Origin of the sequence: Undibacterium sp. WLHG33, from assembly GCF_049544815.1 — a bacterium.
In the GTDB taxonomy this organism is placed as follows: Bacteria; Pseudomonadota; Gammaproteobacteria; order Burkholderiales; family Burkholderiaceae_D; genus Undibacterium.
Window position 1 is genome coordinate 2080642 of record NZ_CP186697.1, and the last position, 13180, is coordinate 2093821.

At 48.6% G+C, this 13180-nt stretch carries 13 protein-coding genes; 6 read left to right on the forward strand and 7 right to left on the reverse strand.

Annotation, left to right across the window (positions count from 1 at the left end):
* The first annotated feature begins 33 nt into the window (after positions 1-33).
* The 4 genes from ACOTSW_RS09530 to ACOTSW_RS09545 all read left to right on the forward strand — a co-directional run bounded on the left by ACOTSW_RS09530 (position 34) and on the right by ACOTSW_RS09545 (position 4339).
* A complete protein-coding gene (locus ACOTSW_RS09530; RefSeq protein ID WP_423678842.1) occupies positions 34-1608 on the forward strand; it encodes a thioredoxin family protein in 1575 nt (524 codons plus the stop codon).
* Between the two features lie 208 nt (positions 1609-1816).
* Positions 1817-2839: a methionine ABC transporter ATP-binding protein gene (locus ACOTSW_RS09535; RefSeq protein WP_423678843.1), complete on the forward strand. Its 1023-nt coding sequence runs from the start codon at positions 1817-1819 to the stop codon at positions 2837-2839.
* Positions 2839-3498, forward strand: coding sequence for a methionine ABC transporter permease (locus ACOTSW_RS09540; protein ID WP_423678844.1), 660 nt, complete (start codon positions 2839-2841; stop codon positions 3496-3498). The genes ACOTSW_RS09535 and ACOTSW_RS09540 overlap by 1 nt, the downstream gene beginning before the upstream one ends.
* Before the next feature lie 31 nt (positions 3499-3529).
* Positions 3530-4339, forward strand: a complete 810-nt coding sequence (locus tag ACOTSW_RS09545) for a MetQ/NlpA family ABC transporter substrate-binding protein (protein ID WP_423678845.1) — start codon at positions 3530-3532, stop codon at positions 4337-4339.
* Positions 4340-4452: 113 nt separating this feature from the next.
* Here the strand turns inward: ACOTSW_RS09545 and ACOTSW_RS09550 are convergent, their stop codons facing one another.
* The 3 genes from ACOTSW_RS09550 to gloB all read right to left on the reverse strand — a co-directional run bounded on the left by ACOTSW_RS09550 (position 4453) and on the right by gloB (position 7188).
* Positions 4453-5028 carry an elongation factor P gene (locus ACOTSW_RS09550; protein ID WP_423678846.1) on the reverse strand — a complete coding sequence of 192 codons (576 nt, stop codon included), beginning with the start codon at positions 5026-5028 and terminating at the stop codon, positions 4453-4455.
* 120 nt (positions 5029-5148) lie between these two features.
* Positions 5149-6336: an elongation factor P maturation arginine rhamnosyltransferase EarP gene (gene earP, locus ACOTSW_RS09555; protein WP_423678847.1), complete on the reverse strand. Its 1188-nt coding sequence runs from the start codon at positions 6334-6336 to the stop codon at positions 5149-5151.
* Positions 6337-6402: 66 nt separating this feature from the next.
* Entirely contained in the window at positions 6403-7188 is a 786-nt protein-coding gene (gene gloB, locus ACOTSW_RS09560; protein ID WP_423678848.1) for a hydroxyacylglutathione hydrolase, read from the reverse strand.
* A gap of 8 nt (positions 7189-7196) precedes the next feature.
* On the opposite strand from gloB, the gene ACOTSW_RS09565 reads away from it, so the two are divergent.
* Together ACOTSW_RS09565 and rnhA are read left to right on the forward strand one after the other, a co-directional pair.
* Positions 7197-7958 carry a class I SAM-dependent methyltransferase gene (locus tag ACOTSW_RS09565; RefSeq protein WP_423678849.1) on the forward strand — a complete coding sequence of 254 codons (762 nt, stop codon included), beginning with the start codon at positions 7197-7199 and terminating at the stop codon, positions 7956-7958.
* A gap of 2 nt (positions 7959-7960) precedes the next feature.
* On the forward strand, positions 7961-8407 hold the full coding sequence (gene rnhA / locus ACOTSW_RS09570; RefSeq protein WP_423678850.1) for a ribonuclease HI: 447 nt from the start codon (positions 7961-7963) through the stop codon (positions 8405-8407).
* Positions 8408-8529: 122 nt separating this feature from the next.
* On the opposite strand, the gene ACOTSW_RS09575 is transcribed toward rnhA, so the two are convergent.
* From ACOTSW_RS09575 to ACOTSW_RS09590, 4 genes are all read right to left on the reverse strand, one after another.
* The gene (locus tag ACOTSW_RS09575; RefSeq protein WP_423678851.1) at positions 8530-9171 is read right to left on the reverse strand and encodes a CatA-like O-acetyltransferase; all 642 of its coding nucleotides are present in this window, start codon (positions 9169-9171) and stop codon (positions 8530-8532) included.
* Positions 9172-9330: 159 nt separating this feature from the next.
* A complete protein-coding gene (gene tal, locus ACOTSW_RS09580; RefSeq protein ID WP_423678852.1) occupies positions 9331-10266 on the reverse strand; it encodes a transaldolase in 936 nt (311 codons plus the stop codon).
* Positions 10267-10288: 22 nt separating this feature from the next.
* Positions 10289-11347, reverse strand: a complete 1059-nt coding sequence (selD, locus tag ACOTSW_RS09585; RefSeq protein WP_423678853.1) for a selenide, water dikinase SelD — start codon at positions 11345-11347, stop codon at positions 10289-10291.
* A gap of 182 nt (positions 11348-11529) precedes the next feature.
* Positions 11530-12963: a DEAD/DEAH box helicase gene (locus ACOTSW_RS09590; RefSeq protein ID WP_423678854.1), complete on the reverse strand. Its 1434-nt coding sequence runs from the start codon at positions 12961-12963 to the stop codon at positions 11530-11532.
* Positions 12964-13180 lie beyond the last annotated feature (217 nt).

Here is a 13180-nt window from a genome sequence, read left to right on the forward strand (position 1 = left end):
ACTCAACGCCTCATTTGTATTTTTACTTACTTTATGAAAACAAATTCTTCATTCTCTGTCCGTACGCTGGCCATGCTGATGTCCATTGCGTTGGCTGTACCGCTGGCCGTAGCACAGGAAAAAACCGCAAGTGCCTCTGCGCATGCTGCGCAAGCGGGTGGTATCGAATGGCGCAAAGATAATAATGTGGATGCGGCTTTCGCGTTGGCAAAGTCCAGCAAAAAACCTTTATTTCTCTACTGGGGAGCGGTCTGGTGCCCGCCTTGCAATCAGGTCAAGGCAACGATATTCAATCGCCAGGAATTCATTGATAAGTCAAGGCATTTTATTCCCGTCTATCTGGATGGTGATAGCCCGGGAGCGCAGAAATTCGCTGCACAATTTAAAGTACGCGGCTATCCGACAATGATACTGTTCAGACCGGATGGCACTGAAATCACCCGTTTACCCGGCGAAGTGGATTCTGAACGCTATCTTCAGGTGCTGACGCTGGCATTGAATACCTCGGCATCGGTGGCGGATTCCTTAAAACTGGCATTAGCGGGAAATAAGTCGCTGAAGCAGGATGACTGGAGCCTGTTGGCGGATTATTCATGGGATGATCCTCAGCAAAAGCTGGTGAGCAACAAAGATTTGCCAGCGACGTTATTGCGTTTGTCCGAGTTAAGTCCGGCTGGATTAAATGCAACGCGTCTGTATTTGAAAGCCTTATTTGCGGCTGCCAACGCCAGACCCGGGCAGACAGTTCCTGCCATCGACAAACAGCAGGCAACTGAGCGCTTAATCAAGTCGCTTGCAGATGCGAAAGTTGCGCGTGACAACCTTGATCTTGTCGCTGGTTCGGCGGCGGAGCTGACGGAATTTTTAACTTCCGCAAAATCAGAGCAGCGTGGCAAACTCACTGCTGCATGGAATGTCGCCCTCAGTAAGCTCGCTGACGATAACAGCATATCGAAAACAGACAGACTGAGCGCCATCATTGCGCAGATCGCGCTGGCTAAGCTTGATAATGCTAAACCGTCGGCAGCCTTGCAAAAAGACGTGCAGAAGCGTGTGTCGCAAATCGAGCAGGCCACCAGCGACGCGTATGAGCGGCAATCGGTGGTCAGTTCCGCTGCCTATGCATTAGGCAATGCAGATTTGCTGGATGCATCGGATAGCTTGCTGAAAGCAGAATTAAAACGCTCGCATTCGCCGTATTATTTCATGTCAACCCTGGGCTCGAACGCGAAGAAGCGTGGCGATAAACTGGCTGCAGTGAATTGGTATGAACAGGCATATAACGCAGCAAAAGGGCCTGCAACCCGCTTGCAATGGGGTTCGAATTATGTGGTCGGTCTGATCGAACTGACGCCAGAAGACGATGCGCGTATTGAAAAAGCAGTTTCAAGTGTCTTTTCTGAATTATCGAAAACAGAAAATGCTTTCTATCAGCGAAATCATGCATATCTTGAAAAAATGGGTAAAAAATTAGGCGAGTGGAATAAAGATGGAAAGCATCAGGTGACTTTCCAAAAAGTGCATGCACAGCTGGATAGCATATGTGCAAAATTACCGGCAAACGATGGCCAGAAAGCGACTTGTCAGGGTGTCTTGTCGAAATCCTGATTTTCGTTAATCGCAGAAAAAATGCGGCTGAGGCCGCATTTTTTTTTTTTTGCTACGTTAATCTTGAATAAGAATTTCTGAAGTACTGGAAACACGCGATTGCATCTCTTATACGAATTTTTGTATATACAAGTTACTTTATATGATTGGAGCGAATTTGGTATCTTCGATAAAATCCATCATTCGTTATTTATTGGTTTGAGATTCAGTGATTCATATTGAACAATTAGAAAAGCATTACTACGTTGGTGGGCGCGAAGTGCATGCGCTGCGCAACATACATCTGGCTGTTCGCAAGGGACAGATTTTCGGCATCATCGGACGTTCAGGCGCAGGCAAGAGCACGTTGCTGAGGGCGTTGAATCTTCTTGAGCGACCAAGCAGCGGCAAGGTGCTGATTGAGGGAGAGGACATCACTCAATTTAATTCAGAACAGTTGCACAGCTTACGGCAGCGTATCGGCATGGTGTTTCAGCATTTTAATTTGTTGAACGCAAAAATCATTGCTGAGAATATAGATTTTCCTCTCAAGCTCGCGGGTACTTACAGCAAAGATGCACGTCAGAAGCGCGTCGATGAGTTACTGGAACTGGTCGGGCTGAGTGATCAGCGACATAAATTTCCATCGCAATTATCGGGCGGGCAAAAGCAACGGGTAGGTATTGCCCGTGCGCTGGCAAATTACCCGCATCTTTTGTTGTGTGACGAGGCAACCTCGGCGCTTGACCCTGAAACGACGCAGGCTATTCTGCGCCTGCTGTCAGACATTAATCAGAAACTGGGATTAACGATCGTGCTGATCACGCATGAGATGCAAGTGATACGTACGATCTGCGATCAGGTTGCGGTGATCGATGCGGGTCAGATTGTTGAGAGTGGCGATGTTGCTGACGTGTTCCTGCATCCGCAACATGCGGTGACGCAAAGTCTGGTCGCAGAAAATCAGGCACTTGATCTCGACCTGTTACAGAGAATTCAGCGTCATGATAACAGTCAGTTGCTGCGTCTGACCTACGTCGGAGCAGCAACGCATGAACCGATACTGAGTCGTATCGCGGCCCAGACCAAAGCAGACATCACGATTTTGCAGGGAACAATTTCCCGCATCAAGAACACGCCGTATGGTCAGCTGTTAGTGGAATTGTCGGGAACACCGGATCAAATTGCGGTGGTATTGAATTTGTTGCGCGACCTCGATGTGCGTACAGAAATCATTGAAGGAGCGCACTGATGGATTTTTCAAACATAGACTGGGAAGACATCGCGCAGGCGACACTGGATACCTTGACGATGACGGGTTTCTCTTTATTTTTTACCGTGCTGTTGGGCTTACCTCTGGGGGTATTGCTATTCCTGACCGGTAAAAATCAACTGTTAGAGCAACGCGGTGTTTATGCATTGCTGTCGTTTATCGTCAATATTCTGCGCTCGGTTCCTTTCATCATTTTGCTGATTGTGTTGATCCCGTTCACGCTGTTTCTGGTGGGAACTTCGCTGGGCGTGCCGGGCACGATTCCGCCGCTGGTGATAGGGACTGCACCTTTTTTTGCGCGTCTGGTAGAAAACGTTTTACGTGAAGTCGATCGCGGCATTATTGAGGCCTGTCAGGCGATGGGGGCGAAAACACATCAGATCATTATTCACGCTTTGTTACCCGAAGCCTTGCCTGGTTTGCTGGCTGCTGCAACCGTGACCACAATAACCCTGGTGTCGTATGCCGCGATGTCGGGTGTGATCGGTGGCGGCGGCCTTGGTGATCTGGCTCTGCGTTTTGGATATCAACGATTTCAGACCGATGTGATGGTCGTGACCGTAACGATACTGATCGTGCTGGTGCAGTTATTACAATTCTTCGGAGACAAGTTGGTTTTACGATTTACCCGTAAGTAATTCATTTGTATAAATTTAAGGATAATAAATTATGGCTCTTTCTTTTAAACGTCACTTCTCTGCTCTGCTGGCAACAACGTTCAGCGCAGCCTTGTTTGCTTCCGGCGCAGCATCCGCTGCCGATACTCTGACTATCGCTGCAACACCGGTTCCCCACGCGGAAATTCTCGAATTTGTGAAACCACTGCTGGCGAAAGAAGGTGTGGACTTAAAAGTCAAAGTATTTACTGATTATGTACAGCCTGCCGTTCAGGTCAACGAAAAACATCTGGATGGGAATTTCTTTTTACATCTGCCTTATCTGAATGAGTTTAAAAAGAGCCACAAAAACGACATCGAAGTCGCTGTCGCCAAGGTGCATGTCGAGCCGTTCGCAGCTTATTCTGCCAAATATAAAAAAGTAGCGGATATTCCGAATGGCGCGACTGTTGCAATTCCGAATGACCCGTCCAATTCCGGTCGTGCGTTGTTGTTGCTCGCTAAGCAGGGATTGTTGAAATTAAAAGATCCAGGCAATATTTCTTCGACCAGAAAAGATATAGTCGAAAATCCTAAAAATCTGAAATTTAAAGAATTGGAAGCAGCGACGCTGCCACGTGTGTTGAATCAGGTTGATCTGGCGCTGATCAATACAAACTATGCGATCGAAGCGAAACTCAATCCTGTCAAAGATTCCTTGTTTATCGAAGATGCCAATTCACCATACGCGAATTTGCTGGTGGCCCGCGAAGATAATAAAAACAGCCCGGCATTTAAAAAACTGATTGCGGCTTTAAACTCGCCAGAAGTGAAGAAGTTCATTGAAGAAAAATACAAGGGAGCGATTGTTCCTGCGTTCTGATTTGTGATCTCAGTTTCCTGTGCTGCGTCAATCTAGTCCGGAAGCTGAGAACAGCTGTCTAAGGCGAAAAAAAAGCTACTCAATGAGTAGCTTTTTTTGTGGTTATGACTGAATTAGTTACGAACGATACGTTTGTATTCGTTTGTACGTGTATCGATCTCGATAACGTCATCCTGGCTGACGAACAGCGGTACTTGTACAGTATGCTGATGCGCTTCGATCGCGTTTTCGATCTTCGCTTCTTTCAATACGTTACCGGAAGTATTGCCTTTGACCGCAGGCTCAGAGTACACAACCTGACGTGCAATCGTCGTTGGCAACTCAACAGAGATCGCTTTGCCATCGTAGAACACAGCTTCGCATTCCATGCCGTCTTTCAGGTAATGCAATGCATCGCCCAGATTTTCTTCTTCGATTTCATACTGTTCATAGTCAGCATCCATGAATACATACAATGGATCAGCGAAGTAAGAATAGGTGACTGGTTTTTTGTCGAGAACAACAACGTCGAATTTGTCGTCGCCACGGAAAACGCTTTCCAGTGGGCTGTTTGTCAGAAGATTTTTCATCTTCCATTTGTAAGTAAAGCCAGTACGGCTTGAACCGTTAACATCAGAGCGCAAGACGATCATAGGCTTGCTATCGACCATAATAATGTTGCCAACACGAATTTCTTTTGCAGGTTTCATAGCGAATAATTATAAAAAGTAGGTTGCATAAAAATCATCTGTCGCCTACTGGCAGAATGCCCCGCAAGCCCGTTTGATTCAATTTGAAAAACACACTAAAAAATAACCGCATATTTTACCTTATTTTTGTTCATTATTGACACTTTGCTGATGAACTGTGTGAGCAAACTTCAGTAAATTGGATGTCATGTCGCCATTCGCGATCAATTGTTGTTGCCATTGAAGCGCCAGATCTGCAATTTGTGGCATGTCTGCTGCGAATGCCTGCCATATGCTGTCCCACTGGATAGGGAGGCTTGTCACGCCATTCCACGCAAGCATCATTGCGGCAAGATGTTCTGTATTAGGCGTGTAGCATTTTAAAAATGCATTTAGCTTTACATGATGTAAATTTTCATCTTGTGGGTAAATATGCCAGACAAATGGTTTCGCTGCCCATTGTGCACGGACAAACGAATCTTCTCCGCGGACAAAATTCAGATCGCATGCCCACAGCAGTTTGTCATAGTCAGGTTGCGGTACAAACGGCAGTACGCGTATGGTCAGTGTACCGATGGTGGTAACGCTGCCAGCTTTTGCGGGTTGGCCTGTGAATGCCTGAACCGCTTCCATAGCAACGCCTTCCGGCACCAGGCAGGTGATGGGCGTTGCATTTTTTTTCCATGCCTCAAACAAGGCAGTGACCGGAGCATGTGGGTAGCAGAACAATGAAATTTTCAGCGCGTCAATTTCATTTCTGCTTAATCCTAAACCGGATAGAAACTCCGCGATCGTCGCCGGGTCTGAAACAAATTGCTGACGCTGTTGCTCTAATTCTGACTCTATCAGTAGGCCGCCGGTTTTGCTATTAAAACCTGGGAAGAAAAAATATTTTGTGACCGGAAGTGAGCCGTGAGGCGATGACAGCGTATGGCAGCCTTCCACCCATGCTTCCGCACTTAAGCCCTCCAGATTCAGCCATACCGCACGAGGCTGTCGTTGCGCCATTGCCTGAATGTAGGAGGGGGGGATGTCACAGGCGAAAAATTCAATGACGATGTCGCTGACATCTTCCGGCGTAAATGTACCGTTCTGGTCGCGCCAGTGATGCACGATGACGCCGGCGACGTTCTGTGTATTGATATTCAGTTTCACATCAGGACAAATCCGCTGAAAGCTGCGCAGATCATCGACCCACAAGTGGACGTCGATGTGATGTTCTCGCTCCAGTTGTCTTGCCAGACGCCAGCAGATACCAATGTCGCCGTAATTGTCGACGACCTTACAAAATAAGGTCAGGGATTTTAAGGATTGAACTTGTTCAGACATGAAAAATCAGTAACGTTGTTGAAGCCGCACTGAGTGCTAGATGCGGCTTCTCGATATTGTCGGTAATTATCGGTAATTGTTTTTCCACTCTCGCAATGCGGCAAAAGTGGAAGCATCATCTTGATGGGCAGATATTTTTCCGGTACTCAGTAAGCGTGCAATAACAGCAGGTTCGCGGCTGCGCAAAAACGGATTGCTATACTTTTCCAGTCCTATCTGTCCCGGCACGGTCGGTATGCCTTCGTCTCTTTTGCGTTGTTCGCGGAGTAAGCGTTCTGCGATGGCTGGATTATCTGGTTCAACTTCTTTGGCAAAGCGTAAATTAGACAGAGTGTATTCATGCGCGCAATAAACCGCCGTATCATCGGGTAGGGCAGCCAGTTTATCGAGTGAAGACAACATTTGTGCTGGCGTTCCTTCAAACACGCGCCCGCAACCACCTGCAAACAGTGTATCGCCGGAAAACAACCAATGCTGCGCAGATGCAAAATAGGCGATATGGCCCAGTGTATGTCCCGGCACCGCGATTACTTGCAGCGCCCAGTTCATCTCAGGAATATCAACGATGTCGCCTTCTGCTAATCGATGACTGACAGCCTGAATGCCATCATTTGCAGGGCCATACACTGGCACGTTAAAGTGCTGCAATAACGCAGGAACGCCACCGATATGGTCACTATGATGATGCGTCAGTAAAATGGCTGACAATGTCAGTTGATGTGCTTCAAGAGTCTTTAAGATCGGGGCCGCATCTCCGGGATCCACGACTGCCGCATGTTTGCCGTCGTGGATGACCCACAGATAATTGTCGTCAAAAGCGGGCACAGTCAATATACTCAGGGAATTCGTCATACGCACGTATGGAAGCTGTGGAAAAGAACATTATAGACCTCGATACCTGGCTGGAGTTACCTGCGGGACGGTATATTCGCGACTGGGAAGAAGCCTTGCTGGCGAAAATCACGGTCGATATCTTTGGTTTTAATGCATTACAGATAGGCTTGCCACAAATTAACGCGCTCGCTGCAAGCCGCATGCCGCATCGATGGTGTTCGAATCCTGATTTGACGAATCTGACGAAAGAAAATGCGAGCAGGGTCGTGGTGACGCATGATTTTTCTGAGCTGCCTTTTGAAACGCAGAGCATAGACCTCATCGTTTTGCCGCATGTACTGGAATTTGCTGCTGAACCACATCAGATGTTGCGCGAAGTAGAACGGGTGTTGATTCCTGAAGGCAGGTTGATCGTGACGGGTTTCAATCAGACTAGTTTGTGGGGCGCAAGACAATTTGTCGGGCGTCTGAATAAAAACTATTATCTGCCGCATGAAGGCGAGTTCATTAGTCCCGCCCGTTTGAAAGACTGGCTGAAATTATTAAATATGGAAATCGGGCAAGTGCATTTCGGTTGTTACGCGCCGTCGTGTCGTTCAGAAAAATGGCTGCATCGTTTTAAATTCATGGAAAAAGCCGGACAGCGATGGTGGCCGTATTTCGGTTCAGTCTACGTCATGCAGGCAATTAAGCGGGTGCGCGGTATGCGCATGATAGGACCTGCATTGAAGCAGAAGCGCGTTGTACGCGGTGCCGCTATTCCGGTCGCAAATAAAGCAAAAAAATAAATATGGATAAGATAGAAATTTATACAGATGGTGCTTGTAAGGGCAATCCGGGTGTCGGTGGTTGGGGTGCTTTGTTGGTTGCAGGGACGAAAGAAAAAGAGTTATTCGGCGGCGAACGGGAAACCACCAATAATCGCATGGAGTTGATGGCGGTAATCCGCGCGCTGGGCGCGCTGAAGCGACCATGTCATATCGTTTTGCATACAGATAGTCAGTATGTGTTGAAGGGGATTACAGAGTGGATTACCGGTTGGAAAGCCAAGGGCTGGAAAACCGCATCGAAGGCCCCGGTTAAGAATGTCGATCTTTGGCAGGAACTTGATGCGGCACAGATGACGCATCAGATTGAATGGCGCTGGGTACGTGGACATACCGGTCACCCCGGCAATGAACGCGCTGATCAGTTAGCGAATCGTGGTGTTGATCAGGTCTTGTCTGGTGGGGCTTGAGGCATTTTGCGATCCATCCATTCCCATTCCTGATGTGTCTGTTGAAGCCGGTGCTGGCGGGTACGGGCTTGTGCCTCACAACAGCCCGCATGGAATACAGGCTGTTGTGAGGCATGCCTGAATTATGCCTCTGGTAGTTCGTTCATAGCCTGTTGCAACCGGCTCAGAAATTGATGGATGTGGTAAGCGTCAACTAGTCCGTGATGAACGAAGCTGGCAATAGGCAGCTGCATTTTTCCATTTTGCAGATGACATTTTCCTGCTGATATTTTCGGGACACTATCCATGCCGTCATGACGGCGCGCATGTGTGATGCCCGTAAAATGAATCCAAGGCATCGCAGAAAAATGAATCGCATCGTTGCGTTTGCATTCTTCTGTAAAACATAGTCCCGAACTGTTTTTGACTATCTCCATTGCGCTGCCGGCATGTGTTGAAAATGCCGCGAAATCCTCATCAAACTGTATCGGGCAGAATCCGAATGTATGGTCTTCGCGACTGATAGTGGCGTTCGCGTGTATCTTTGCATACTCAACGACTTGTCCTTCTTCAATGCGATAGCGCATCGCATCAGTATCGTTAATCGCCTGTAAAACGCGGTGCAGATAAAACAGGAAGAAGGACGTTTTTGTCTGCTTGCAATAATGATAGGCAGCGTCACAGTCAATATCGGCGACGATGCCATGGAATGGTTCATCGCAGCGGGAAAAGAAAGCAAAGTGTTCGCGCCGGTTCCAGCTCGTCAGTTCAATGACTTTTTTCATACAGATATCGATATAAAAACAGGGATAGAAAATTCTATCCCTGCGATGGTTTTGTTGCTGTGCTGTAGATCAATAATGAACAAGAGCGCTGCAATAATCATTCAACTTTCGTTCAGCTTTTCGCACGTGCAATACGCATGTTAAAGCGCCGATGTATTTTCAACGTAGCGCCGCAATCATTTGTTCCAGCTTTACCGTATCTGCGCAAAATGCACGTATCCCTTCCGCGAGTTTTTCGGTTGCCATCGCATCTTCATTGAGTTGGAAGCGGAATATTTTTTCATTCATACTGATTTTTTCCAGATCAGAAGAGGCCGCCATTTCTGCGCTCAGCTTTCGTGTGATGACCGAGTTGGTATCAGCCAGCTTTTGCAGCAAATCCGGGCTGATCGTCAGCAAATCGCAACCTGCAAGTTCGAGAATTTGCGAAGTGTTGCGGAAGCTGGCACCCATGACTTCGGTCTTGTAACCAAATTTACGATAGTAAGTGTAGATTTTTTTGACGGATAACACGCCCGGATCATCGGCACCAAAAATTTCCTGACCGGTTTTTGCTTTGTACCAGTCGTAGATACGGCCGACAAATGGTGAAATCAGTTGCGCTCCTGCTTCTGCACAGGCAATCGCTTGTGCCAGTGAAAACAGCAAGGTCATATTGCAGCGTATGCCTTCTTTTTCGAGTATTTCCGCGGCGCGTATACCTTCCCAGGTCGAGGCAATTTTAATCAGTACGCGTTCGCGTGATACGCCAGCGGCTTCATACAACGCGATTAACTGGCGGCCTTTAGCGACGGTTGCTTCGGTATCAAAAGAGAGGCGGGCATCGGTTTCAGTGGAAACACGACCAGGAATTTCGTTCAGAATTTGCAAGCCGAATGCAATCAACAGGTGGTCGATGGTTTCATCGATGGATTTGCCTGCCGTATCTTTGACAGCTTTTTCAAGGAGGTGTTTATATTCCGCTTTTTGAACAGCCTTCAGAATCAGCGATGGATTAGTGGTGGCATCGCGCGGAGTGTAGGCTTTGATTGCCTGAAAATCACCGGTATCGGCAACGACAGTCGTATATTGCTTCAGTTGTTCTAATTGATTCATATTTTCGGGCTATTCAAAAAAATCAGGGGTTAACGTCAACTGCAGGTAAGCCTGCAACAATATCACCAATGACGGCCGCTTCAAAGAAGCCACCTTCACGGAAAATCGTTAAAACCGCATCTACCGCAGCCGCGTCACAAGAGACCAGCAGGCCGCCGGAGGTCTGCGGGTCGGTCAGTAAGGCCTGTTGTGCTGCACTGATGCCGGCATGCAGCCGGACTTCATGCCCGTACGCAGCCCAGTTTCTGGCAGACGCGCCGGTAATAAAACCTTCGGTGGCAAGCCGCTCTACTTTGTTCAGCAGAGGAATGTTCTGCATACTGAGTCTGGCCGTGACATTGGCACCACGGCAGACTTCCAGTAAATGCCCGAGCAGACCAAAGCCTGTGACATCGGTCATCGCGTGTACACCATCGAGCTTCGATAACTCTTGCCCCGGGCGATTCAGTTTGGTGGTGCTGCTGATCATGCTGGCATAACCAGCCTCATCCAGCGCTTGTTTTTTGAGTGCGGCAGACAAGATACCGACACCAAGTGGTTTGCCAAGGATGAGCTTATCGCCAACTTTTGCATCCGCATTGCGTTTCACTTTTGATGGATGTATGAGACCCATGACGACCAGACCGTAAATTGGTTCAACCGAATCTATCGTATGGCCACCGGCAATCGGAATGCCGGCGTCGGCACATACGGATTCTCCACCCTGAATAATTTTGCCGATGACATCAAGCGGCAGTTGGTTGACCGGCATGCCGACCAGTGCCAGTGCCATGATCGGCGTACCACCCATGGCATAGACATCTGAGATGGCATTCGTTGCCGCTATGCGGCCGAAATCAAACGGATCATCGACGATGGGCATAAAAAAATCGGTGGTGGCGATCAGCGCTTGCTCGTCATTCAGCTTATACACAGCCGCATCGTCGGCAGTTTCTATGCCGACCATTAAAGCGGGCGGTACCGGGAACCCACTGGATTTTTTGAGAATTTCAGCAAGCACACCGGGAGCGATTTTGCAGCCACAACCGCCACCGTGAGAAAACGATGTCAGGCGTACAGCAGGTTCATTGTTGGAGGTCATAGATCATCAGAAGAGTGCGTTCATCAAGCCGATGATTATACGCCGGGGGACTCAGTATAAAAAAAGCGACCACCGCAGTGATCGCTTTTTTGTGATATTGCTTATCCGGCAAAAGCTATATCAGATGAAACAGGCAAACGGAGCGCGCTGTTCCCTGATCAGTTTTTTGCGCCAGCCGGTGATTAATAGTCGCCAAATGAGCGACGTGTGCTGCCTTCGGTGGAACGGCTGCCTTTGTAGCCACCGCTGCCTTCTTTGCGTGGGGCGCCAGTGCCTGCACCAGCAGGTTTGCTGAACGAGCGTTGACCTGGTTTGCTGTTACCAAAGCCACCGCCTGATTTGCGGTTATCGCCCGGTTTCCAGCCGCCCGGTTTGCGCGCAGCTGAACGTGGCGCAGATGCTGTTTTCTTAGGTTCAAAACCTTCGATCACATCGACAGGAATCAGTTGTTTTGTGAAGCGCTCGATACGTTTGACATGCATACCTTCCGCGTGGTTGACCAGGGAAATAGCCAGACCTTTGCGACCTGCACGGCCCGTACGGCCAATGCGGTGTACGTAATCTTCAGGAAATTTAGGCAAATCGTAGTTAAACACGTGAGTAATGCCTGGCACGTCGATACCACGGGCGGCAACATCAGTTGCAACCAATACGCGGATCTGACCACGACGCAAGCCGTCGAGTGTGCGGTTACGTGCGCCCTGATGCATATCGCCATGCAGTGCTGCAGCCGCAAAACCAGCGATATTCAGACGATCTGCAATCGTATCTGCATCACGTTTAGTTGCAGTAAACACGACAGCCTGATCCAGCGATTCATCCCGCAGCAAATGGTCGAGCATACGGTTTTTGTGGGACAGATCATCCACGAAATGCACTTTTTGCTGGATGTTTTCATGTTTGCTGGCGGAGCTGGCAATCTGAATCACCATAGGGTCTGTCGTGATGCGTTTTGCCATGTTGCCGACAACGCCGTCGAGCGTCGCAGAGAACAGCATGGTTTGACGAGTTGCCGGAGTGGCAGCAACGATTTTTTCGATATCGTCGATGAAGCCCATGTCCAGCATACGATCTGCTTCGTCAAGAACTAACATTTGCAATTCGGAGAAATCGATCTTGCCGGATTCCATATGGTCGATCAGGCGACCAGGTGTGGCGACCAGGATTTCAGGATTGCGCGACAACAACTGCATCTGTTTCGGGTAAGGCATACCACCCAGAATGGATACGGCTTTGATACGGCGTGAATAGGCGCTGTATTTGTCGGTTGCGGTTGTGACTTGCAAAGCGAGTTCGCGTGTTGGAGTCAACACCAGCATTTTGGGTTTTGCTGCGACGAAACGAGGACGGTCGCCGCGTGAGCGGGCGGATTGGCGTTCCTGATTGGGCGTTTTACCGTTGGTATAGCTGACGACTTCAGCCGTTGCTAATTTGTGCAGCGCAGGCAGCATGAATGCCGCCGTTTTACCAGAACCAGTCTGGGAAGAAACGAGCAGGTCGCGTCCGTTGATCGCAGCAGGAATTGCCTGCTCCTGTACCGGCGTTGGCTTAGTGTAGCCTGCATCAGTCAGGGCGCGGATGATATTGACGTGGAGACCTAATTCTTCAAAACTCATGGAATACTTTCGTAAAAATTTAGCGCGATGAGAAACTAACGCGCGCAAAAATGCAGCGCCAACCAAACGAAATAAACACAGAGAATCCAACAACGGACGACAATGAGATTTCGGCACAAAAGCTTTGCGCCAGGATGATGTCTTTGATGCGACCAGACATGCAGGGCGGGAGGGCTTTTACATGCTAACTCCACTACGGAGATGCACAGGCTTGCGA